Consider the following 23,833-nt stretch of genomic DNA (forward strand, 5'->3'; position numbering starts at 1 on the left):
AAATTTCCGTACAATAGCGTTAGATTGAAATGAGTGGTCTCAAATGAGTTCGGAAAATTCTCCCAAAAAGAAGCCTGTAGTGAATCTTCCATTTCCTATCAAGCAAGTGAATGACGCAAAGCAAGCTGATGAAGAAATCGAAGATCTACGTCCAAAGCCTCAGCGCTATGCTGATCGCACATGGATGCCGCCACGTGGTACACGTCGCTCAATGGGTAAAAGATAAAAAAATAGGTGCTTTAAGCACCTATTTTTTTGCGGGAAAGAATTACACGTAACTTAAGCTTTGATCTAGAGTCAGTAAGTTGAATGTAGAACCGTCTTTAAATACGATTGATTCAACTTGATGTGCTTCACCTTTTGCCCAATCTTTAATAGTGATTTGATCAGAAGAATCTTTAAGTTTGATGATACGATCATTCCCAGAGTCTTGAACGAGTAAATCATCAATTGAGATACCAGCACCAAATTGAATGGTATCTTGACCACCTTTTTCATAGATTGTATCTACTCCAAAGCCTTGATCAAAATAGTATGTCTCGTTACCAAGATCGCCATACAATTTGTCATTACCAATACCACCATTTAAGATGTTAATCAGACCACCATTTGCGATTAAGGTGTCATCTCCGGCGAGGCCTTTTAATTCGTTATTTACGAATTTGCTACCTGTGATAATGTTGTCAGATTGGTTACCCGTACCACTTTGTTGAATTTCTGATCCAGCAATCAAAAGTTCTTTGATTGGATTGATCAGCGTAAGGTTTTCAACATTTTCAGTTAATTGATACTGATCTGCAGAACTTATGACGGTGTCTGTACCTTCATAGTTGTGTTCAAGTACGAAGTCATATTTTGATTGTACATAATAGGTATCGTCACCACGACCACCTACGAGGACATTGATGCCTTCACCACCTTTTAGAATGTCATTGCCCCAACCACCAAAGAGCAAGTCATCACCTTTACCACCTACAAGCGTATCGTTGCCGACACCGCCTTTAATGATGTCATTACCATCTTTACCGTTTAAGGTACGTCCGAAAACTGAGTAAGTGGTAATAATGTTGGTGTTAGGGTTAAATAAGTTTGTCGCTACTGCTACAGAACCAGCCAAATCACCTGCATATGCGTAAGCAAGTTGAGTCAATGTATTTACAAGTTGATCACGTGAAGAGAAGCCATCATCAAATATTTCACCTTTGATGAATTGTCCAACGAAGTTTAAGCCCTCAGTCACGATCTGATTCACAACATCAAAGATACTCGCACCAGCTTTTAAGTTGGCTTTAACTACATCACCCAATAGCTCTAAATACCAAGTAAACGGACGGCTATCACCACCATTCAATTGTGAAGTATCCACACCTAAATAGTGATCAAGAATACTTAATGGTGTGATACCTGTCCAATCACCTAGCTCGCCACCCAAGTTTTCAAGAGCTTGCGTTGCATCCATAAGTACCAATCCAAACTTACCATCAGAGCTTGGTAAATATCCTGCTGGAACAACAGTCTCGCCATCAGCATTTTTAACGCCATTCAAGAAATTGTCAGCTAAAGTTTTGATCAATACATTTGATGCTTGCCAGAATTGTTCATCCGTAATATAGATGCCTTTATCTGCGAGTGATTTACCTGTTCCTAAGCGAACATATTGATAAAGGAAGCTCTGAGGATCAGCTATTGCAACAGCTTCAGCAACTTTTAACCAGTTTTTAGTACCCTGATCAACTGCGTCATTTGATGCTAAATCTTCTTTGATCACGGTATAAATAGGGCGCCAGAAATTTTTACCTTGTAAAGAACCAGTTGAGATAAACTTGTTATATAGTTCTTGAACTTGTTTAAATGCAGATTCACTTACGCGGTAACTGAATTGATTGTCAATTTTGTAGAATTTAGGACGACCGTCATCTGATGGATTAGATTGATCTGGTTGTTTTGGTTGCCCCCATTCTCGATCAAAATGTGAGTCTGAAGGTGGAAGAGTAGCACCAATATCCTTACCAATATTTACGATAATGTCTGAAATTTGATCAATAATTGCATCACCGGCTTTATGAATTTCTTCGAAACCAGGAATGAATTTATCACCAACTTTAACCAATGGCGCAACGCTATCTAATAAATCATTCACGATGCCATCTTTGCCGATAATCAAATTACCAACCAGCTCACTTGGAATTTTTAAAATTGAATCAAGGCTAAGTTCGCCATCTTTCCATTCATTTTTGTGGTGTGTATCTTTTGCTTCTACATTTGAGCCGAGGGCCTCACCAGCACCACTGAGTAAATTCGATGCTGCATCGATAATGCGGTCACCTAACTCATGAACAACTTCAAATGGTTTACCAAGTAGAGCATTACCTGCTAGGCCAATAGGCGAAGCCACATCTAAAACTGTATTGACTAAATTTGCTGTCGTGACTAAACCATTACCTAGTAACTGAGCTGGAATAGAAAGTACTGAGCTAAATTTGAAATCAGGAACATAATCGAAAATAGGTTCAAGTGCATTTTCAACTTGATTTGTAACTGTATTCACAATTGATTTTAGGTTTTCAGTAGCTGATGGAAGCTCTTGAGACCATTCATTATCATAATGCGTATCTTTAGGTTCAATAGTCCCGCCAATCGCTGAGCCAATGTCATGAGCCACATCAGAGACAGCATCAATAATCGTATCACCTGCTTTATGAACAACATCAAAACCAGGGATTAGTGCATTTCCTGCAATAGCAATCGGTGCAGCAGCATCAAGAATATCATTGGCAATATTGGTTGCACCGATAATGGTGTTTCCAATTAAATCCCCAGGAAGGCTTAAAATGTTATCTAAGCTGAGTTCTTTGTCTTCCCACTCATTTTTATGATGAGTGTCATTCGGTTCGATGGTTGCATCAAGTGCTTTACCCACTGAATTCACTGCATCTGAAGCTGCATCAATAATTTTATCACCAAGTTCGTGCACTGCTTCGAAAGGTTTGCCAAGTAAAGCATTACCTGCTAAACCAATAGGAGAAACTACATCAAAAACAGTATTCACAGCATTGGTGGCAGCGATTAGACCATTACCAACGAGTTGAGCTGGAATTGAGAGAACTGAACTTAATTTAAAGTTAGGTAAGTAATCGAATGATTTATAATTGAACAAAGCCATTGTTATAGTCTCTTATAAAAATAAAGTGTTTTTAATCATTGTTCGTGATTAAAGTGTGATGAGAATCACATTTTATTAATTTAAAATCAATTTCTTTTGTTAGACAAGATCATGAATTTTTTGTCATAATTTAATGAAAAATATAGTAAAGCTTATATGAGAACTGAATAAGATTGATTTTTTTCAAAAAAAACACCAGTGCAAAGACTAGTGTTTCAAGAGTAAATAAAATGTATGATCTAAAAATATAAATATTGTAAACTATTGATTTTTATTGGATAAATATTTGTAGTATTGTCTCTTGTGATCATACATGGATTGGTCTGCACGCTTTAACATATCCTCAATTGTTTCATTCTCAAGGCTTGTAGCAAATCCCATTGATGCACTGATGATATGGTTAGAATAATATTGATTATCGATATTCAATAATTCTTGAATGGTCAAAATCGTCGACTGAACGGTAGTTTCATTTGCACCTTGCATCAGGATAACAAATTCATCACCTCCAATTCGAGAGGCTGTATAACTGGTATTTTGAATCGTTCTACTTAAGATATTACCCATTCTGCGTAAAATCTCATCACCTACATCATGACCAAATTGATCATTAATCGGTTTAAGGCCATTCATATCTAGAAAAATTGCAGAAACTGGGCGAATAAGTGCGCGTTCCAATCGATGGATTTCTTCAGTGTAGAACGAGCGATTTTTGAGTTTTGTTAAAACGTCGTGTTTACCTAAATATTCTAAATAGCTCTCAGCTTTTTTTCGCGCTGTAATGTCCGTTAGGGCAAGTTGTACAAGTCCCCAATCTTCTTCATAACCTGGAAACACAGTGAATTGAAGTAAAACATAACGAATTGAACCATCCAAAGCATAGTTGATCGCTTCACGACTATGATGAATTTTCCCATTCCATAGTTCGATCAATTGTTCCTTAAAAGTTTGATGCATTTCTTTCGAGAAAACTTTTTTTAGATTTTGAAATAAATCTGATTTCGTCGATGCCTTGAATAAATCCAATGTTGCTTGGTTGACGTCTAGTAATACAATGTCTTCAATGCATTGTTTTACGAAATCCTGATGGACATCTAAAAAAATTCTGAAATCATCAATACCAATTGATTTAAGATGATCGAGTCTTAATTTAATGCGACTAAAGTCTTCAACCCATAATGATGTGGGTGAATAACTAAATCTTGCTTCAGCTAATCGACGATTTTTTTCTTCTAAACGCCGAGCTTGCATATAACCACTAATATCTTCTGTAGTAAGCAAAATACGGTCTAAACTTTGTTCTGAACCAGGTAAAACGACAGCTCGCAGTTTTATGTCTAAGGGTTGACCACTCAGGGTAAAATTAGTGGTTGTACTTGTAAACTCTAATTCACCCTTCCAAAGTGCAACTAATTCCGCTACATGTGCATCAAACATTTGATGTTGGAAAATGGTGCTTAAATTTTGTGTGAGATGTTTAAGGCTTTGTGCTTCAAAAAGATCGAGAGTTTTTTGATTTACTTTAACAATCTTAATTTGATGTGCGCATAAAGTCACAAGATCTGGATTTTGCTGCAGATGTAAAGCTAAATCAGTGACCCCATCACTACGCCATTGGTTAAAGATGGTTTGAATGGCACTAAAATCTTCCAACCACATTGGGATAGGAGATAAATCAAAAATTGATGAATCAAGTATCTCCATAACTATCCTTGAACTTTTCTTTTAAAACAATAAATTGTGGATAATATAGCACTAAATTATTTTGATATAAAATTCAAATTTTTTGTTATTTTTGTGATTTAAGGCACTTTTTTGAGCTAAGCTAACGTTGAGCTAAATCCTATGCTCAATTCGTTAGATTTTTATTTTGATAAAAATGATGCTTGTTAATATACATGCATTTATCTGCACGGCGTAACATATCTTCTAAGGTTTCGCCTTTAAGTCTTGTGGCATGTCCGAGTGAAACGCTGATAGAAAGATGAGGGTGATCTAGATTATGTTGATGTATTTGAGTTTCAAGATCATGAACAAGGATTTTAACTTGCTCACCATCGGCATGAGGCATCAATAATACAAATTCATCGCCACCTATTCTAGAAATTGAAAAATCTTTTTTGTGGGTGACAAATTGAAGAATTTCGGCAAAGTTTTTTAGATACTGATCACCGACATCATGTCCGAACTGATCATTGATGATTTTTAAACCGTTCATGTCAATGTAAATACAAGACACTGGATAGAGATCAAGTTGCTCAATCCGTTCAATTTCTTCGTTAAAATAAGTTCTGTTATGTAAATCAGTTAAAATGTCATGTTGACCCAAATAATGTAAGTGATTTTCTAATTTTTTTCGCTCAGTGATATCTGTAAGGGCGACTTGTATCACCGCCCAATCATCTAAATTATGTGGAAAAATATTTAACTGTTCTAAAACGAAGATTTGTTCTCCATTCGCGTTGTAGAAACTACTTTCACGCTGTTGATATTCTTCATGATTCCACAATTGAAGTAGCTGACTTTTAAAATTTTCCAAACGTTTAATATCAAATAAATCATGGGAATGATGTAAAAATTGAGATTTATCTTTCACAGCAAAAAGTTTGAGCGCCGCTTCATTAACATCAATGAATTGTATTTGCTCGAAGCATTCCACAACAAATTCTGGATGTTGATGAATGTGTTGATCTAAATTTTCAATGTTTTGCATACGGAGCAGCTCAAATCTTTTTTTAATTTGGCTAAAATCCATGATCCATAGTGCTGTTGGATTATAAGTAAATAAGGATTCGGCAAAATGACGTGCTTTTTGATATTGGGAAATATCTTCGGTGGTCATGAGTAGGCATTTCCAATTATCCTCATAACCTTTTAATTTCATACCGCGTAATTGAACATCTAAACGCTTTCCATTGGTCGTATAATTGATCACTGGAATATGATGTTCAGTATTTTTCCAAAGTGATACGAAAAATTGGATTTGGAAAGTGCTGACTTCAGGATGAAGGAACTTCTGAAAACTTTCTAAAATTTCTTCTAAGTTTTTTGCTTCATACAGTTTAAGCGTACTTTGGTTAACACGTAAGGTATGAATCGTACTCAAGCAAAGGTGGAGACGACTGTGATCCTCCATCAAATATGCTTCAATATCTTCAATACCTTCAGCAGTCCATTGTTCAAAAATTTGTTTAACACCGCTGAAGTCTTGTAGCCACATCGCAATTGGAGATAAATCAAAGATGGTCAGATCTAAATGATCCATAGATGCGAGCCTTGGTGTTTAAAATTCATTCATTTATACAATATAAGTGAATGAATCTTATAAAATCAACATCTTATTAAACTGATTTTTTTGCTCGATGCTCAGGTTTTGGCGCAGAAATTGACTTAAGCCCTTGCCAAACATCAACAAAATCTTGTTCATTCATTTGGTAGAGTTCAAGTAAAGCCAATACCACACCACCCATCATGAATGCACGATCGGACTTAGGTTCATATTGGAAGGTTTGATCTTTTAGATGATAGAGGATATCTTCGATTTCAAATATGCGTTCACGTCCATTACTGTCCACGGGGAACATTGGCGTTTCGATCAAAATATTGGCTAGTTTCTTTTCAGATTCATTTAAATTAAGTTGCTCAAATGCCGTTTCTAAAGAATCTGCGAACAGTAGTTCGGAAGAAAAAATGGCATGTAATAAAGGTTGGCTTAATTTAGGAAAGGTTCGTTCAACGAAAGGTTTAAATGAAATCGGGAAAATCACATTTTTTGATATACCTTTGAACATGGGTGCTATTTCAGCAACTTTGTAACCTGCTACACCACAACCAACTGCTGTAATAAAATACTTAATCTTGGGGTGGTTTTTTGTATAGATCTTAAAATCATTGATGTAGTGTTCAATCTGGGATAGAGGCATTTGTTGCAAATGCTCATTCATGGTGGGTATTGCATAGCTCTGTCCAGCCCAGCCGCGGCCAGCACCTTTAACCGCACCGAAATGTTGAAGTGCAATTTTTGCAGCACCACCTGCATGCGTGCCTGCTAAATTACTACCAAATACAAATACTGTATCTTCATTTAAACTGTTGATAATCGTTTCATCGTGATATTGGTAAGTCATAGTTTTTTACATCAACATGCAATTTAAGTTCATGGTGCAATTGATTGCTGTAAGGGTCAAGTAAAATTGATTGAATTTATGGTTTTCACCCTCATCATCAGATGAGTAAATCATAAAGATTTGAGCAAGCAAGCCATGCATTACCAGTGTTATTGCATATTTTTATCATCTGTATAGCGAGAATTATCGAGTGAGTGACAGTCGTCCATTTGAATTAGTAACTAATTACGAGCCTGCAGGAGATCAACCTCAAGCAATTGAGAAACTTGTTAAAGGAGTACAACAAGGTTTTAAGGATCAATTGCTATTAGGGGTAACAGGCTCTGGTAAGACCTATACGATGGCGAATGTGATTATGCAATTACAACGTCCTACTATTGTAATGGCACACAACAAAACCCTTGCGGCTCAACTCTATGGAGAATTTAAAGCTTTTTTTCCACATAATGCTGTTGAGTATTTTGTAAGTTATTACGATTACTATCAGCCAGAAGCATACGTACCGTCATCTGATACTTTTATTGAGAAGGATTCTGCTATTAATGATCACATCGATCAGATGCGGTTGTCCGCAACGCGTGCTTTGCTTGAGCGTAAGGATGCCATTATCGTTGCTTCGGTGTCCGCCATTTATGGTTTAGGTGATCCTAACGCATATATGAATATGCTCTTACATATTGTGACAGGTGATCGAGTCAGCCGTGATGAGTTGATTCGTCGATTGGTAGAAATGCAATATACGCGTAATGAACTCGAATTTTTACGAGGTACTTATCGAATTCGTGGAGAAATTCTTGATATTTTCCCCGCAGAGTCAGAACAAAATGCAGTGCGGATTGAGCTATTTGATGATGAAGTGGATTCGATCCGCTGGTTTGATCCTTTGACTGGAAAAATGATTCGTAAAGTCCCACGAATCACGATTTATCCTAAAAGTCACTATGTGACGCCTAAAGATAACTTGCAGCGTGCCATCGAAACGATTCGTGAAGAACTCAAAGAGCGCTTGGCATATTTCAGAGCTGAAGATAAATTGCTTGAAGCTCAACGTATTGAACAGCGTACTCGATATGACCTTGAGATGATGCAACAGCTTGGTTATACCAATGGTATTGAGAATTACTCGAGACATTTATCAGGTCGACCAGCTGGAGAGGCCCCGCCAACGCTTTTCGACTACCTGCCTGAGGATGCATTACTTATTATTGATGAATCGCATGTTACGGTTCCTCAAATTGGTGCGATGTATAAAGGCGATCGATCACGTAAAGAAAATCTAGTGAATTATGGTTTCCGCTTGCCAAGTGCATTGGATAATCGACCAATGAAGTTTGAAGAGTGGGAACGTATTATTCCTACTACAATTTATGTCAGTGCGACGCCTGCAAATTATGAATTAGAAAAATCAGAACAAATTGCTGAGCAGGTGGTGCGTCCAACAGGGTTGATTGACCCCGTCATTGAAATTCGACCAGTATTGACTCAGGTGGACGATGTCCTTTCGGAGATTAATCAACGTAAAGATAAAAATGAACGCGTCTTGGTCACAACGTTAACCAAACGTATGGCTGAAGATTTGACGTCATATTTAAAAGAGTACGGGATCAAAGTAGCTTATTTGCACTCTGATATCGATACTGTCGAACGTGTGAAGATCATTCATGAATTACGAACAGGTGTCTACGATGCATTGATTGGAATTAACTTACTCCGTGAAGGTTTAGACATGCCTGAGGTATCTTTAGTTGCAATTTTAGATGCCGATAAAGAAGGCTTTTTACGCTCAGAACGCTCACTTATCCAAACCATTGGTCGTGCTGCTCGAAATGTTGAAGGAAAGGCTATTTTATATGCAGATCGGATTACGGATTCAATGCAAAAAGCAATTGATGAAACGGAGCGTCGCCGTACCAAACAAATTAATTTTAACTTAGAACATGGCATCACTCCGCGTTCAGCAGTCCGCCAAGTCATCAAAGAAATTGATACTGGTGAAGTGTATGATGATGAGTCAATTGATGAGAATGTATCAGGACAAGCACGTGCATTAAGTGCGGATGAGCGCCATATAGTTTCCGATCCAAAACTATTGGCAAAACATTTGGCTAAATTGGAGAAGGAAATGCTCAAAGCTTCGAAAGAGCTTCAGTTTGAGCAAGCAGCGCGTTTCCGTGATGAGATCGTGCGTTTAAAAGCACAGTTAATTCAGTGATTTAATTTACAGAAAACACTGTAAAATCATCACATAACGTAACATTAAGCCGAAAAATAACCGTTATTGTTCAAGAGTAAATGAATACTCACAAACAAATTCAATAAATAGGGGTTATTTAGATGATCAAGAATCTCCCATCTGCTGGTTTCAATGTTAGCAAGATTGTATTGGGTGGTGCCTTATTGGTTGGTTTAGGGGCAGCAACGATGGTTTATGCTCAGGACAAGCCACTCAATACTGTTGAAAAAGTTGAACTCGATAAATACTTAGGTGTTTGGTATGAAGTAGCACGTAAGCCACTTTATTTCCAAAACAAGTGTGATCGTGATGTGACTGCGACATATACATTAAATGAAAATGGTAATGTCAATGTTGATAACCGTTGTTTTACTGCTGACGGTAAAGTGACACAGTCAGTGGGTGAGGCATTTGTACAAAATAAGCCATTTAATACAAAATTGAAAGTTAGTTTCTTGCCGAGTGCTATTCGATGGTTACCAGTTGGTCGTGGAGATTATTGGGTGCTGAAACTGGATGAGGATTATCAAACTGTACTTGTGGGTGAGCCTAAACGTAAGTATATGTGGGTGCTTTCTCGCACGCATAATCCTGATCAAGCAGTTGTGAATGAGTATCTTGATTATGCTAAATCCGTTGGTTATGACTTAAGCGATGTGATACGTACAAAGCAAACGGGTCAAGCACCTGGTTCAACAAAATAATGTTGAAAATGATGAGAACCACGCTAAGGCGTGGTTTTTTTATGCATCAACATCTATTGCTACGAATTCTAGCTATAATATCGTTTGGTAAAATTTAGGTTCAGATATGTTAAAAGGTATAGCATTGTCAGTTATGGCATCAGTGACATTTGGGGTGCTATATTTTTATACGTATTTTCTTAGACCACTAGACAGCGAGCAAACCTTTGCTTGGCGAATGTTAGCCACGTTACCTTTCTTAACGCTGTTTATGTGGTGGTCGGGTGATCTAAAATATGTTCGAGAAATTTATAATAAAATTTGCAAACAACCATCTATTTTAATTTGGCTCTTGATCAGTTCATTTTTGTGTACAACTCAACTCTGGTTATTTTTGTGGGGGCCAATCAATGGTCGGGGGCTTGAGGTTTCTTTAGGATATTTTTTGTTGCCTCTGGTGATGGTTCTCTTTGGTTGCGTTCTTTACAAAGAAAAGCTCTCAAAGTGGCAAATTGCAGCAGTGTTTTTTGCAATTCTTGGTGTTAGCCATGAAATCTGGCGCATCGGTACTGTGGCATGGGAAACCATGTATGTTGCTGTGGCTTATCCGATCTACTTTTTTTTAAGAAGAAAATTTGGAACAGATCATTTAGGTGGATTCTGGTGGGATTTATTGCTGGTTATTCCAGTTGCTGTTTTTCTAGCATTTTTTTATTCAAACACATTGCCCCTGATCATTGAGTTTAAATATCTCATTTTAGCCGTACTGGGTCTAGGTTGCTTAAGTGCCTTAGGGCTTGGAAGTTACATCTTGGCGAGCAGATATCTTCCATTTGTGATTTTTGGGTTATTGAGTTATTTAGAGCCGATTTTGTTGGCAGGAGCATCAATGGCAATGGGTGAACGGGTGGAATCAGGAGAATGGTTGACTTATATTCCAATTTGGTTTGCTGTATTGCTCCTTATTTTGGAAGGTGCAATTTATCTCTATCGTCAAAGAAGAACTGAAAAGTTACTTCAATATCAACATAAGAAACTACAATCGCGTCTAGCCCAAAAAGATGAGCACTAAGTTTCATGTAATTACATAAGGATGAGTTGTACATAAGAGTTTTTGACTGAATGATAAGAATAATTACTTATTCTTTAAAAATATTTGTGACACAATTAACTAAAACATAAAAATGTGGTAAATTTGTTAAATCAATAATAATTCTAATTTAACAATCATGATTCAGTACCAAACAAGAGCAGCATTATTACAGATGGAGCCTAGTCTGGATTTAAACTGGCAAAGACTCTTAGAGCGTATATTTCAACATTCAGATAGTGACGTTCGCGAAGAAATTGATCGTCAAATTCTCAAACCTAAAGATATATTTTGGAATCGTGTGAATAACACATTCGAATATAAAGTCACGACGTCGCTGGGAATTTTAAAGCATAGTTTTTCTAGTGAAAGAATGCGCTCCATTGCAGCAAAGTTATGTCAATCTATCCAATGGTTGAAGGAGATGACGGATTGCGTACAAGTGGCAGACTATTTAGAAAATGCGCTGTATCAAATTGACCAGATTGCTGTTGAGGATAATTTAAAATTACAACGCGAAAAAATGCTAATGCGTCGGGTTTTTTTGCAAGATGTTGCTAAGTTAATTCGTGAATTAAATCTTGAAACACCAGTTGGAACTCGTCAGTTAACTTCAGCTCAGATTAAGAGCTTTATGATAGAAGTATTTATTAAGCAACAATTATTGGGGTATTGGTTTAAACCCCTTCTACCTAGAAGCTCATCGATCATGGAGCATCCTTTTTTTGCACAATGGTTGTTGAAAGAACAGTCCATTCGACACTTTGATATTGTTAAAACCTCTGAATTTCTATTCGTCATCGCACCAACCAGTCAGTTTGAACAAAATCCATTTTCGATCCGTCGTTTTTTATTTGAAGATCGAATGGAATACAACCAGCAAATTTATCTCAATGGGTTGGTTTTGGATATGCGCCGTTACAATGAAGAGGGGTATATCAAACAGTTTATGGAACACGTGCAGATGATGGTTACTATTCAGCATCAAGTGCATAAAGATGTCATTCAAATTGTGCAAGAATTTGAAGATGTTGCTGAACAGAAGATATTACCGCTTTTGACACAAAATTTAGGGATGGCTGGAAGTAATAGTGATTTTGTAGCCAAACAGCATTTACGGAAGATTGAGCAAGCATTGACTGTCGAATTGCTACAACCTCTCGTGGTGGCTTTAGAACAGCATTTATCACATATTGAAGAATATGAGCATCTGTTTAAAAGTGTGCATCGCATATTTTCAGATATTCTGGCGAATTATAAAGATTTTAAACAACAGCCTTCATTATTTTTTAATTCCTCAGTCCAATTGTTTGAATACAAGTTGTTAGCCTATTTAAAACTACTTGAAAAGCGTAAAGATGAAATATTTGTACCATTGAATATGTATGAGCGTGGAGTCATGCATGAGCGCTCCAAGAAACCGTTAAATGCATTACAAGAAGATTTAAGCCAACATATTCAAGATTACCGAGAAATGCTGTCTCATACGATGCGTTTGAAACGAGATTATGCTGAAGTTCAAGGCTCATTTTTAAAAAGAATGGTGGCTGGAGAAAAGTTAGAAAAAGAACTTCAACAAACTTCATTGGCCATGGTGAAAATCAAGAAGCAGGCTTATCTAGATATTTTAAGTGTGCCTAAAAACTATCGAAAATATAGTGTATTTATTGAATTTGAAAGTTTTTCAGCTACAAGTGAGTTTGAACGACATTATGCATTCCCTTCGGGGCAAAATGGTTTAACTAAGCTTCCAGTATTGGTCAAACTCCCAGAAAACTTAGAAGATTTCAATTTAGAAGATTTAAATATGATGTTGAGTCAGGATATTTCGGCTTCACCAGTATTTAGTTGAACAGGCTGTAACTCAGTGACGAAATTGGATTTGTAGGCTTAATGATCAGTATTTGATATCTAAATGAAATCATTTACTCAAAAAATTATATTGTAATTCAATTGCTAAAATATATTTTTTACAAAGAGAAAATTGCTTTAGTAAAAAATAAAACGAGTTTTCATTTCAACTCTGAGTTAATTCCTTTACAATTATGGGGTTTTGAAATTTATGCTTAGATTTACAATTAATTAGAGGACGTATCTGTGAGCAAAGACACTATCGTTGCCCTACATGCAGAGCACCAAGGTCGCTGGAAAAACCGTGAAGAACTCGCGGAACGTATGATTGCCCTTGTTGGTCAGTTATACCGTGAAAAAAACATCGTAGCTACAGTATACGGTCGCTCTTTAATTAACCGCTCGGTTATCCAAATTCTTAAAGCTCATCGTCGTACACGTGTTTTAGACGTTGAACTTTCTGCTGTAGATACTTTCCCAATCCTTGAAGCATTGGTTAAAGTACAAAATATCGGCACAGCTGAAATCGATTTAGGCAAACTTGCTGTAGAATTTAAAGCAAAAGGTGGCGATGTAGATGCATTCGTTGCTGACGCTGTTAAATCACTACAAGGCAATGCCGCATCTGTTGAGCATAAAGATGTTGTGCTTTATGGTTTTGGTCGTATTGGTCGTATCCTTGCACGTCTTATGATTGGTCAGTCTGGTCTTGGTCGTGGTCTAAACCTTAAAGCGATTGTTGTTCGTAAATCATCTGATGGTGATTTAGAGAAACGTGCTTCTTTACTTCGTCGTGACTCTATTCATGGTCCATTTGCAGGTACGATTTCTGTAGATGAAGAAAACGAAGCAATTATTGCGAATGGTCAATTCATCAAAGTGATCTATGCATCTAACCCATCAGAAGTGGATTACACTGCATATGGTATTGAAAATGCATTGGTGATTGATAACACTGGTAAATGGCGTGACGCTGAAGGTCTTGCTCAGCACCTTAAATGCCCAGGCGCTGCACGTGTAATCTTAACTGCACCTGGTAAAGGTGATATGAAGAACGTTGTGTTTGGTGTTAACCAAGCTGACATTCTTGATGAAGATACAATCATCTCTGCTGCAAGCTGTACTACAAACGCGATTACACCGACGTTGAAAGTACTTCATGACAAATATACAGTGATTAATGGTCACGTTGAAACAGTTCACTCATTCACGAACGACCAAAACTTGATCGATAACTACCATAAAGCTGACCGTCGTGGCCGTGCTGCAACGTTGAACATGGTGATCACTGAAACGGGTGCTGCTAAAGCAGTTGCTAAAGCACTTCCAGCGCTTAAAGGCAAATTAACTGGTAACTCTGTACGTGTTCCAACACCTAACGTGTCTTTAGCAATCCTTAATCTGACTTTAGATAAAGAAGTTGATCGTGATGAAGTGAACGAATATATTCGTCAAATTTCTATCAACTCTAATCTACAAGGTCAAATTGGTTATACAAACTCTACTGAAGTTGTATCATCTGACTTTATCGGTTCACGCACTGCAGGTGTTTTTGATGCGCAAGCAACAATTACGTCTGGTAACCGTTTAACAGCATATGTATGGTACGACAACGAAGTAGGTTATAGCTGCCAAGTTCTGCGTATCGCTGAACAAATGGGCGGCGTAAGCTATCCAAAAGTTCCTGCTGAAACAAATGCATAATTTGTAAGGCATAAAAAGAGCCTCTTTCGAGGCTCTTTTTTATTTGCCTAAATTTACGTAATTAAGACTTTAGAGCAATATGGTTTCTTCAAAATAAGTGGTTTAATATTGAAAAATTGTGTATTTGTTCACATAAAATATGGATTGTGAGCAGGTGATTAAAAAAAATAAGTGTTAAAGGATTATATTTTTGCGCATCAAATATCTTGTCATTGGCTTCGTGCTGATTGCTTTGGCTGCCGCGAGTGGTATAGCAATTGCCTTATGGGTTTTTCAACATTTTAAAATTTACATTCCACTTGAAGATCAAGCCGTGAATATTGATCTTCAGGAGCCATTGCAAGCGAAAGTTCAAATCCATGATGCTTTGGATGTGAATGTGACAGGTCGTGTGAAAACGACCATTCCTATACGTGAAAATCTTTCTATTCCTGTACAACAAACATTGAATCCTATTGTTCATTTCGACAATCAAGTACCAATTAAAACGGTTATTCCAGTCCGTGAAAATTTGATTGTGGATCAAAATTTAGCAGTAGATACTAAAGTTAAGGTTCGCATTTTGGGCAAAGATATTACACTGCCATTGAAAGGGACGATTCCAATTAAACTTGATGTACCTGTTGAAATGGATGTTCCCTTAGATCAAATGGTTCACTTGAAATTTCAAGCACCTGTTCAAGCGGATTTAAAAGAGAATCTACGCATCCCATTAAATAAGGATTTAGATGTGGATATACCAGTACAAGGTCATTTGAATGCACCAATTAAAACTGCGTTAGAGGCTTCAGTCAACGTACAAAATACTTTGCCAATTAAAATACAAAAAGGTGAGTTGGTTATCCCACTCAATACCTTAACATTACAAAAAAATCAAAAAGTGGAAGCAGCATCACCCATTAAAGTTCAGAAGGATGATCAATCTGCTGAATCGGTGAAAGCCCAGTGAGCTCGAGAAGCATGAGTGCTAAAAAAATCGTGGGATATGGTTCGCTCTTGTTTATTATCGTGGCAAGCATTGTCGCCGTAGGTTTTTGGCTATATCTCAATATTCAAGCATCCATTCAAGTCACTGCGAAGAATGCAAGTGTACAATTATCAGAATCATTGCCGACAAAAATTGATGTTGGGAATTATCTTGAGGTACAAGCGATTGGCGCGCTAAATACACAAATTAAAGTGCAGGAAAATATTGATTTAGATTTGCAGGGTAAATACAAAACCAATCTCAAGTTTAAAGTCGAAGTCCCTGTTTCTGTGAGTGTGGATTATCAAACGAAAGTAAAAATCGATCAAACGATTCCAATTAGTGCAACAACAGATTTGGTTTATAAAACACGATTTTTACCTAAATTTCCGTTAAATTTAGATTTGCCTATTCAGCTTGAAGTTCCATTTCATTTGAAGCGTACTTATCAGGTTCCGATTACGATTGATTTTGATGGTCCTGTCTATTTAGATTTGCATGAGCAGCTTGATGTGGATATTGATCATGTTTTCAAACCTGTATTGCATTTAAATGATCCAATTTTGATGAAGGATGTATCTAGTTTTAGAGCAACAATGTACAACTTGGAGCGTGAGACAAAAGCAAATTTAGATATGAACTTGGATTTACCTCTGCGCAATATTAAAAAGTAAAAACTCCCCTTTAAGGGGAGTCTATTCTCTAAGCATTCAGGGCTTGCTGAATGCTTTCACGAATCGATGTGGTTTTTCGACCAATTAAATGTTCAAGATCTTTGCTTACACTGTACATCGCACCATGGGCGGTGTGAAGATCTGCATCTACAATGACGTCAATGAGACCTAGTGGTAAACCAGCTTGAATTAATCCTTGACGATAATCTTCTGGAGATAAGTTTTGATATTTCACAGGCTGTTGTGAAAACTCAGAAAGTAGGGTTGCAAAATTATTTAAGCTAAAGCTTTCGCTACCAGCAAGCTCGTAAATTTTGTTCAAATGTTGAGCTGATTCATCATTTAATATTTGAGCTGCAGCAGTGGCATAATCCAAACGAGAAGCTGAACTAATTAAACCATCTTGAGCAGCTCCGTATACGATGCCTGTTTCGATTTGATGGGTGAGGGCAGATAAATAGTTTTCGCTATACCAATTATTTCTTAAAAAGGTGTAGGTAATAGAACTTTCTCGTATTAGTTTTTCTGTTTCTCGATGTTCATTGGCTAAGCCAAGCGGAGAGTGATCTGCGTTCAGTAAGCTGGTATAGATCAAGTGAGGAACTCTAGCTTGAATCGCAGCATCAATAACAGCCTTGTGTTGTGGAGTGCGACGACCAATTTCATTGGCAGAAATGAGCAGGAGTTTATCAACATCCTGAAGGGAATTTGCGAGATCATCTGGCTGATCATAATCAAATTTGCGTACTTGAATATCTTCAGAAAATAAAATTTTAGCTTTTTCTGGGTTGCGAACCAAAGCAATAATTTCATGCTTGCTATGAAGTTTTTTAAGTTCTTGAACAACTAAACGACCTAATTCACCAGTTGCACCTGTAATCGCAATTTTCATTTTAATTTCCTCTCATTGTGGCTAAAAAATAAACTTGATGAAGGCATATTAATCTGTTAACTTACTTAATGAAAGTACGTACCTAAAAGTAAGTTATTAACTGTTAAGAGAAAAATGATGAATACATATGCGCATAGTGATTTATTAGGTCAAGTTTTATCCAGTGAATGTCCTTCTCGTGAAATTTTGGAGCATCTCACCAGTAAATGGTCAGTTCTCGTCCTAAGTTGCTTGAGTGATGGTGTGCATCGTTTTAGTGAGCTAAAACAAAGAATTGAGGGGGTGAGCGAAAAAATGTTGGCTCAGACACTAAAAACCTTAGAAAAAGATGGTTTTATTTTGCGCACTGTCTATCCAGTAGTTCCTCCAAAGGTGGAGTATCAACTCACTGTATTGGGTTCAAATGCAGCGATGAAATTAAATGAGTTGATCCATTGGATTGAGCGAAATTTACCCGAGATTTTGGAAAGTAAGGCAATTATTACGCGATAGTTATATTTCATCATTTCGTTATCGCTCAGTTTAAAGTGTGTACTGAGCGAGATGTTTATATGGTTTTCATGATCTTAAAATCATAACGATCAATACATAAAATTAAAATTGAGAAAAACAATCCCAAAGCAACGCAACCAATCCATGCATAATGTTCCCAAGCATAGACAGCACCTAAAGAACCTAATGCAGCGCCTGAAAAGTAAATGGTCATATATACAGCATTAATTCGTGAGCGTGCTTGACCATCAATACGATAGACTAGATTTTGATTCAAAACATGAAATGCCGTGAGACCAAAATAGCTCATCAATACGCCAAGTGCATAAATGAAGATGTTCTGTTGCGCGAAATATAATGGAATACAAGAGAACAGCATCAAGGTGATACATAATTGAGCGACAAATTCTTCTTTCCCTTTGCCAACCGTTTTACCAGACCAACTCGAGGAATAAATTCCGATAATACCTAACAGACCAAATAGACCAATTTGAAAATCAGTAAATTGATATGGGGCACTCCCTAAAACAAAAGTCATCGATGTAAACACCATTGAGAGAATGCCAAATCCTAGGGCACCCGCGCAGGCACGGCGTATGAGATGCGGATTATGCTTTGCGATGCTCCAAAGTGATTTGTAAATATCGGTGACTTGTAAATGCGAAGCAGGTTGAGTGTTGGGGAGTTTTTTCCACATTAAACATGCAAAACATAAAGTCAAAATACCACTAATGAAATAAACGCCTTCCCAAGACCAATAAGTTGAAACAAAGCCGGCAAATGTCCTAGATAAAATAATCCCCATGACCAATCCGCTCATGAGTTTACCTACAACTGCCGAGCTTAATTCCGGTGGGCTAATGGAAGAAGCAAATGGAATTAATACTTGTGCTGATATGGCTCCAAATGTTGCACAAAGGGTAAAGATATATAAAGTGCTAATATCTGAGCTGAAAGACAAAAGGATCTGCGAAATTGCCGCAAATATCATTAAACTCACAATGAGTTTTCGTTTATTAAAAAAATCTCCAAGGGGTACCAAAAGCATGAGTCCGAGCATATAACCCACTTGAGCGATAACCACGGTAAATCCAGCTTGGCTGGTCGAAATTTCTAAACTTCTTTCGATTGAATAAATCAGTGGTTGATTGAAATAGGCTGAACCTGCACAGACACCACAGGCCAAAGCCATAATAAGCACGAATTGTGAGGATAAAGGGGTAGCAGAGCGATCCATGTCAAAATCTTAGAGTGCAATTTAATGCACTATAGGCATTATTTTGTGGTTTCAGAAATAAATAAAACCAATGATGTTATTTGATAAAACAATGAGTAATGAATAAATCAAATTTAATGCAGTGATACACCAAAATATTAAAGACTCAATTTATGAAAAAAGTCGCTAACTTATTCTCAACCAGCATAAATATAGTCGAGAAATACTTTAAAATATGGCAGAATAGGCGGTTTTAAAGTTTTTAGAGGATTGGCATTATGCGCTTTGTTGATGAAGCAGTCATTACCGTAGAGGCTGGCGACGGTGGCAATGGCGTAGCCAGTTTTCGCCGTGAAAAATTCGTACCATTTGGTGGTCCAGATGGTGGTGATGGTGGTCGTGGTGGCAGCGTATATATTCAAGCTGATGACAACACCAGTACGCTTGTAGATTATCGTTATACCCGTAGATTTCGTGCTGAACGTGGTAAAAATGGTGCTGGCGCAAACTGTGCAGGTCGCGGTGGTGAATCCGTAACACTATATGTTCCAGTAGGAACAACAATTGTAGATACTGAGTCTGGCGACATCATTGGTGATTTAATTGAAAATGGTCAACGTGTTCTTGTTGCTCAAGGTGGTGACGGTGGTTTAGGTAACACTCACTTTAAGTCATCAACGAACCGTGCTCCACGTAAATGTACACATGGTAACAAAGGTGAGTTCCGCGAAATTCGCCTAGAGCTGAAAGTTTTGGCAGATGTTGGCTTATTAGGTATGCCAAATGCGGGCAAATCAACATTTATTCGTGCTGTCTCTGCAGCAAAACCAAAAGTAGCAGATTACCCATTTACAACTATGGTACCTAATCTTGGTGTTGTAGATGCAGATCGTCACCGTTCATTTGTAATGGCTGATATTCCAGGTTTGATCGAAGGTGCTGCAGAAGGTGCAGGTCTTGGTATTCGCTTCTTAAAACATTTGGCGCGTACTCGTATTCTTCTACATATCGTGGATGTACAGCCAATTGATGGATCAGATCCAGCTTATAATGCTAAGGCAATTTTAAATGAACTTTTAAAGTTCTCTCCAACATTGTCAAAACTCCCAGTGGTGTTGGTTTTAAATAAAGTAGATCAGTTGCCTGAAGACTCAAGAGATGAGTGGTGCAATCACATCCTTGAAGAGTTGAAATGGGAGGGTCCAGTATTTAAGACTTCAGGCTTGATGTCTGAGGGAACCAAAGAAGTCGTTTATTATTTAATGGATCAAATTGAACAACAGCGCGAACGCGAAGTTGAAGATCCAGAGTATGCAGCAGAAATGCAAGCATTCCGTGATCAGCTTGAAGCTGAAACACGTGAACAAACCATTGCAGCTAAAGAGGCTTATCGTGAAATGCGTCGTAAACAACGTCTTGCCAGTCAAGAGGATGACGATTTTGACGATGATGAAGATGATGGCGAAATGGAAGTGTACTACGTACGTTAATCTCTTTATATAAGAGACAGAGGACAAGATGATAGAAGTGGTAGATGGGCAACGTCAGCTCAAGGGTTGCAAAAGAATCGTTGTTAAAATCGGATCATCTTTACTCACAGCAAACGGAAAAGGTTTAGATATAGATGCAATCTCGCATTGGGCGGGGCAAATTGCAGATCTACACAATGCAGGGCATGAGATTATTCTCGTGTCTTCCGGTGCTGTGGCTGAAGGTATGGTTCGAATGAAACTTGAGAATCGACCCACGGATCTACCCAGTCTTCAAGCTTGTGCTGCCATTGGTCAAATGGGGCTGATACAAACTTGGTCTAGTGTATTGTTGAATCACAATATTCAGTCTGCACAAGTTTTATTGACTCATGATGACTTGGCTGACCGTCGCCGTTATTTGAATTCTTGTGATGCTTTACAACATTTAATCGATTGGAAAGTGATTCCAGTGATTAATGAAAATGACACTGTATCTACTGATGAGATTCGATTCGGAGACAATGATACTTTAGCTGCAATGGTTGCAGGCCAAGTTCATGCTGATTTATTGATTATTTTGACAGACCAAGAGGGGATGTTTGATTCAGATCCTCGCTCAAATCCTAATGCGAAGTTGTTTCATACAGTTCGCGCATTAGATGAAAGTTTGTTTGATATGGCAGGTGGTGGTGGTAAGTTTGGTCGAGGTGGAATGCTGACCAAAGTACGTGCTGCTCGTTTAGCTGCGAAATCAGGATGTCCTACACTGATTGCCAGTGGAGACAGTAATCATGTGTTAACTCGATTAATGTCGGGTGAGATGCTAGGTACGTTGTTTATCACTGATAATGATCGAATCACTGCTCACCAACAATGGTTAGCTGCGCATTTGCAGACTGCAGGGCGATTGGTGATTGATGATGGTGCTGTGAAAGCGATCAAAGAAAATCATCGGAGTTTATTGCCTGTAGGTGTGAAAGCAGTTGAAGGGCATTTCGAGCGTGGTGATGTGGTGGAGTGTGTGGATCAGCAACGGCATCGCGTCGCAGTTGGTCGTGTCAACTTTAGTTCACGTAGCGCTGAAATTGTCAAAGGCTTACCCTCAGATAAGGTACACCAAGTTCTAGGTGAAGCACGTTCATTAGAAATGATCCATCGCAATCATATGGCGATCTATTAATTTCTTATTTAATAAAAGCTCGCTTAGGCGAGCTTTTTTTGTGGGTCAAGATCGGGTAATTGATGAGATGATCCGACCATATAAGGATAATCAGCCATATCCAACATCGCTTGATCCTCATAAGAATTTCCATAAGCATAAATTGATTGAAATTGGTCTACATCATATTGCTTGAGTATGCGCTGTCTTTTTTCTTCGCCACTACAATCAGGAGAAGAATAATGACCCGTATAAAACTGATTGAGCACTTCAGTTTCAGTACAAATCAAATCTACATTTAAAATCTGAGAAATGGGTTTTAAATAAATATCAATGGATGCAGAGACAATCGCAATGCGGTCACCACGGAGTTGATGCTTGATCAATTGTTCATAAATGGGTGAGTTTAAGTGTTGTTGTAATGAATGGGCGTATTCAAGTGCAATCGGATCTGCATCAGACCTAGAAAATCCAGTAAACATTGCCTTGAATAGCTTAGGGCGCATTGCGTGCGCGGGGTAAATATTTAAAAAATAGGCTTGAATCCAAGGCAGGGTTTTTAGTCCTTGCTTAACAATATGTCGTTTTGATAAGGCGTAAAAGATAAAGCTCGTAAAACTATCTTTTTCACACAGTGTTCCATCAAAATCAAATAACGCTAGGTTTTGATTCTTTTTGCTTTCTGCATACATGTTTGATATCGACCGTTAACTCGCGTAGCAAACCAGTTGGTATTGTAGTCGCGACTAAGCTTAGGACCTGAAATAACCACTTCAGGCATAATGGCATAAAATTTTTCTTTTCCAATTTTCTTTTCGTAAAGCTCAGTCACAGCTTTATAGGTTTGCGTATCTTCAAACTTTTTCTCTTTTTCTTTCTTTAAATCAGCTCGAATTTGACGAGGTGTAATAAATACATTATTTGCGGCAAATACATTGATAAGTTCTTGTTCAGATTGACTCTTTTCAGCTTTTGGATTGCCATTTTTATTGTACAGTAATAAGTCTCCATCAAGCGTTAACTCCGCTGCTGTTAATTCATTGAGCATGCTTTGGAAAGCGGCGTTACGACTTGAATACATGCCTGAATTGTAGTCTGCAAAGCGATATATGGGTTGATCATAATCTGCTGGATACATCATCAGGCGGTGAATACCATAATAGAGTCCGCCATATTGACTATAAAGGTCTGATCTTAGATCTGCGATACTTCCACCTTGGCGCTTATGATCTTTTGCATAGCTAATATGAACTTGCATAGAGCCTAAAGTGGTAATGGGATTTAGTTTTTCACCAATATCTTGACCAACGAGTTTAGCTGCACCAGTGAGTGCACTGACATGGTAGTGTTTTGCCATGTGAGCAAAAATCTCACGATACAATTCATCTAATTCTCGTTCGGTGGAGACTTTTCGCATTTGTTTTAGATAATTGTCTTCAGGTGTTGGTTGATTTTTTAAGACTTCTTGGAAATACCCCGCAACGGTGCCTCCGATACTATCTCCTAATTTATCTTTAAATTTTTCATCTAAACGATCTTCAATTTCTTTAACTGCTTTGGCACCTAGTCCGGGTACATGGGGATCTGCAACAAAATTAGATTCTTGATCGACTACAGCAATAATGGTACACACATTTTCTTTCGTTTGGGGTATACCGAGTTGCTCGGTTATTTTATAAATATCCTCGGCCCATGAACCACGATTATTAACGCGGCCAGGAATGAGTTTTGAGATTTGTTCTGCATCAATCGTTTTATCTTGTGTGTTCCACCATGATGAGTCACCACAAGCACTCATGAATAAACTTAATGTAGCAACACTACAGGCTTTAAAAATTACATTAGAGCGAAAGCTATTTTTCATAAATGCAAAGTATCAGGGATAAAGATTCTAGCGAAGTATACTATTTCATTCACGATTTGTGAGAACTTATATGTATACAAGATAATGGCAGCATGCTTCAAATATAAATCTAAGTGTTGAGCTTAAGTTCATCCATTAACATTCAAGCAAAATGAGATAAAACATATTTTTAGTTTCAAACGTTATATAATTTAATGTTTGTATCTAATTTCAATCTCTCAATGAGTGCAGATTTAAAAAGTTAAG

The 23,833-nt window shown here is 37.6% G+C and carries 19 protein-coding genes; 11 read left to right on the forward strand and 8 right to left on the reverse strand.

The genetic code is table 11. The features are described 5' to 3' along the window. Nucleotides 1-43 precede the first annotated feature (43 nt). Nucleotides 44-226 carry a hypothetical protein gene (locus tag AC1M9B_RS06960; protein ID WP_179997905.1) on the forward strand — a complete coding sequence of 61 codons (183 nt, stop codon included), beginning with the start codon at nucleotides 44-46 and terminating at the stop codon, nucleotides 224-226. A 42-nt stretch (nucleotides 227-268) separates the two neighbouring features. Here the strand turns inward: AC1M9B_RS06960 and AC1M9B_RS06965 are convergent, their stop codons facing one another. From AC1M9B_RS06965 to AC1M9B_RS06980, 4 genes are all read right to left on the reverse strand, one after another. Further along, entirely contained in the window at nucleotides 269-3,163 is a 2,895-nt protein-coding gene (locus tag AC1M9B_RS06965; RefSeq protein ID WP_481608836.1) for a calcium-binding protein, read from the reverse strand. 261 nt (nucleotides 3,164-3,424) lie between these two features. Beyond that, nucleotides 3,425-4,867, reverse strand: coding sequence for a sensor domain-containing diguanylate cyclase (locus AC1M9B_RS06970; protein WP_481608837.1), 1,443 nt, complete (start codon nucleotides 4,865-4,867; stop codon nucleotides 3,425-3,427). Between the two features lie 145 nt (nucleotides 4,868-5,012). Next, on the reverse strand, nucleotides 5,013-6,428 hold the full coding sequence (locus AC1M9B_RS06975; RefSeq protein WP_481597356.1) for a diguanylate cyclase: 1,416 nt from the start codon (nucleotides 6,426-6,428) through the stop codon (nucleotides 5,013-5,015). A gap of 76 nt (nucleotides 6,429-6,504) precedes the next feature. Beyond that, a complete protein-coding gene (locus tag AC1M9B_RS06980; protein ID WP_481608838.1) occupies nucleotides 6,505-7,290 on the reverse strand; it encodes an A1S_2505 family phage non-structural protein in 786 nt (261 codons plus the stop codon). A gap of 190 nt (nucleotides 7,291-7,480) precedes the next feature. Here AC1M9B_RS06980 and uvrB point away from each other — a divergent pair, with 190 nt between their 5' ends. The 7 genes from uvrB (at nucleotide 7,481) to AC1M9B_RS07015 (ending at nucleotide 16,492) form a co-directional block, all read left to right on the forward strand. Then, entirely contained in the window at nucleotides 7,481-9,502 is a 2,022-nt protein-coding gene (gene uvrB, locus AC1M9B_RS06985; protein WP_481608839.1) for an excinuclease ABC subunit UvrB, read from the forward strand. Between the two features lie 122 nt (nucleotides 9,503-9,624). Next, the gene (locus tag AC1M9B_RS06990; protein ID WP_481608840.1) at nucleotides 9,625-10,227 is read left to right on the forward strand and encodes a lipocalin family protein; all 603 of its coding nucleotides are present in this window, start codon (nucleotides 9,625-9,627) and stop codon (nucleotides 10,225-10,227) included. A gap of 106 nt (nucleotides 10,228-10,333) precedes the next feature. Continuing rightward, the gene (gene rarD / locus AC1M9B_RS06995; RefSeq protein ID WP_481608841.1) at nucleotides 10,334-11,278 is read left to right on the forward strand and encodes an EamA family transporter RarD; all 945 of its coding nucleotides are present in this window, start codon (nucleotides 10,334-10,336) and stop codon (nucleotides 11,276-11,278) included. A 157-nt stretch (nucleotides 11,279-11,435) separates the two neighbouring features. Continuing rightward, entirely contained in the window at nucleotides 11,436-13,148 is a 1,713-nt protein-coding gene (locus AC1M9B_RS07000; protein WP_481608842.1) for a hypothetical protein, read from the forward strand. A gap of 245 nt (nucleotides 13,149-13,393) precedes the next feature. Continuing rightward, nucleotides 13,394-14,851, forward strand: a complete 1,458-nt coding sequence (locus tag AC1M9B_RS07005) for a glyceraldehyde-3-phosphate dehydrogenase (RefSeq protein WP_180028420.1) — start codon at nucleotides 13,394-13,396, stop codon at nucleotides 14,849-14,851. Between the two features lie 190 nt (nucleotides 14,852-15,041). Continuing rightward, nucleotides 15,042-15,800 carry an MFS transporter gene (locus AC1M9B_RS07010; protein ID WP_481595982.1) on the forward strand — a complete coding sequence of 253 codons (759 nt, stop codon included), beginning with the start codon at nucleotides 15,042-15,044 and terminating at the stop codon, nucleotides 15,798-15,800. 11 nt (nucleotides 15,801-15,811) lie between these two features. After that, nucleotides 15,812-16,492, forward strand: coding sequence for a hypothetical protein (locus AC1M9B_RS07015; RefSeq protein WP_481608843.1), 681 nt, complete (start codon nucleotides 15,812-15,814; stop codon nucleotides 16,490-16,492). Nucleotides 16,493-16,520: 28 nt separating this feature from the next. Here the strand turns inward: AC1M9B_RS07015 and AC1M9B_RS07020 are convergent, their stop codons facing one another. Beyond that, nucleotides 16,521-17,384 carry an SDR family oxidoreductase gene (locus AC1M9B_RS07020; RefSeq protein ID WP_481608844.1) on the reverse strand — a complete coding sequence of 288 codons (864 nt, stop codon included), beginning with the start codon at nucleotides 17,382-17,384 and terminating at the stop codon, nucleotides 16,521-16,523. Between the two features lie 117 nt (nucleotides 17,385-17,501). Here AC1M9B_RS07020 and AC1M9B_RS07025 point away from each other — a divergent pair, with 117 nt between their 5' ends. After that, nucleotides 17,502-17,876: a winged helix-turn-helix transcriptional regulator gene (locus AC1M9B_RS07025; protein WP_092767041.1), complete on the forward strand. Its 375-nt coding sequence runs from the start codon at nucleotides 17,502-17,504 to the stop codon at nucleotides 17,874-17,876. 55 nt (nucleotides 17,877-17,931) lie between these two features. On the opposite strand, the gene AC1M9B_RS07030 is transcribed toward AC1M9B_RS07025, so the two are convergent. Next, nucleotides 17,932-19,113: an MFS transporter gene (locus AC1M9B_RS07030; protein WP_092767040.1), complete on the reverse strand. Its 1,182-nt coding sequence runs from the start codon at nucleotides 19,111-19,113 to the stop codon at nucleotides 17,932-17,934. 257 nt (nucleotides 19,114-19,370) lie between these two features. Here AC1M9B_RS07030 and cgtA point away from each other — a divergent pair, with 257 nt between their 5' ends. Both cgtA and proB read left to right on the forward strand, forming a co-directional pair. After that, nucleotides 19,371-20,582: an Obg family GTPase CgtA gene (gene cgtA, locus AC1M9B_RS07035; protein ID WP_092767039.1), complete on the forward strand. Its 1,212-nt coding sequence runs from the start codon at nucleotides 19,371-19,373 to the stop codon at nucleotides 20,580-20,582. A gap of 28 nt (nucleotides 20,583-20,610) precedes the next feature. Next, nucleotides 20,611-21,744: a glutamate 5-kinase gene (proB, locus tag AC1M9B_RS07040; protein WP_035265485.1), complete on the forward strand. Its 1,134-nt coding sequence runs from the start codon at nucleotides 20,611-20,613 to the stop codon at nucleotides 21,742-21,744. Between the two features lie 23 nt (nucleotides 21,745-21,767). On the opposite strand, the gene AC1M9B_RS07045 is transcribed toward proB, so the two are convergent. Together AC1M9B_RS07045 and AC1M9B_RS07050 are read right to left on the reverse strand one after the other, a co-directional pair. Further along, entirely contained in the window at nucleotides 21,768-22,415 is a 648-nt protein-coding gene (locus AC1M9B_RS07045) for an HAD-IB family hydrolase (protein ID WP_481587802.1), read from the reverse strand. Continuing rightward, nucleotides 22,382-23,587, reverse strand: coding sequence for a DUF1615 domain-containing protein (locus AC1M9B_RS07050; protein WP_035265483.1), 1,206 nt, complete (start codon nucleotides 23,585-23,587; stop codon nucleotides 22,382-22,384). The genes AC1M9B_RS07045 and AC1M9B_RS07050 overlap by 34 nt, the downstream gene beginning before the upstream one ends. Nucleotides 23,588-23,833 lie beyond the last annotated feature (246 nt).

This window comes from Acinetobacter sp. ANC_7513 (assembly GCF_056779915.1).

Bases quoted from the DNA above. Each gene is read 5' to 3' on its own strand.
- AC1M9B_RS06960 (WP_179997905.1), top strand. From the start codon at position 44: ATGAGTTCGGAAAATTCTCCCAAAAAGAAGCCTGTAGTGAATCTTCCA.
- AC1M9B_RS06965 (WP_481608836.1), bottom strand. From the start codon at position 3,163: ATGGCTTTGTTCAATTATAAATCATTCGATTACTTACCTAACTTTAAA.
- AC1M9B_RS06970 (WP_481608837.1), bottom strand. From the start codon at position 4,867: ATGGAGATACTTGATTCATCAATTTTTGATTTATCTCCTATCCCAATG.
- AC1M9B_RS06975 (WP_481597356.1), bottom strand. From the start codon at position 6,428: ATGGATCATTTAGATCTGACCATCTTTGATTTATCTCCAATTGCGATG.
- AC1M9B_RS06980 (WP_481608838.1), bottom strand. From the start codon at position 7,290: ATGACTTACCAATATCACGATGAAACGATTATCAACAGTTTAAATGAA.
- AC1M9B_RS06990 (WP_481608840.1), top strand. From the start codon at position 9,625: ATGATCAAGAATCTCCCATCTGCTGGTTTCAATGTTAGCAAGATTGTA.
- rarD (WP_481608841.1), top strand. From the start codon at position 10,334: ATGTTAAAAGGTATAGCATTGTCAGTTATGGCATCAGTGACATTTGGG.
- AC1M9B_RS07000 (WP_481608842.1), top strand. From the start codon at position 11,436: ATGATTCAGTACCAAACAAGAGCAGCATTATTACAGATGGAGCCTAGT.
- AC1M9B_RS07015 (WP_481608843.1), top strand. From the start codon at position 15,812: ATGAGTGCTAAAAAAATCGTGGGATATGGTTCGCTCTTGTTTATTATC.
- AC1M9B_RS07020 (WP_481608844.1), bottom strand. From the start codon at position 17,384: ATGAAAATTGCGATTACAGGTGCAACTGGTGAATTAGGTCGTTTAGTT.
- AC1M9B_RS07025 (WP_092767041.1), top strand. From the start codon at position 17,502: ATGAATACATATGCGCATAGTGATTTATTAGGTCAAGTTTTATCCAGT.
- AC1M9B_RS07030 (WP_092767040.1), bottom strand. From the start codon at position 19,113: ATGGATCGCTCTGCTACCCCTTTATCCTCACAATTCGTGCTTATTATG.
- cgtA (WP_092767039.1), top strand. From the start codon at position 19,371: ATGCGCTTTGTTGATGAAGCAGTCATTACCGTAGAGGCTGGCGACGGT.
- proB (WP_035265485.1), top strand. From the start codon at position 20,611: ATGATAGAAGTGGTAGATGGGCAACGTCAGCTCAAGGGTTGCAAAAGA.
- AC1M9B_RS07045 (WP_481587802.1), bottom strand. From the start codon at position 22,415: ATGTATGCAGAAAGCAAAAAGAATCAAAACCTAGCGTTATTTGATTTT.
- AC1M9B_RS07050 (WP_035265483.1), bottom strand. From the start codon at position 23,587: ATGAAAAATAGCTTTCGCTCTAATGTAATTTTTAAAGCCTGTAGTGTT.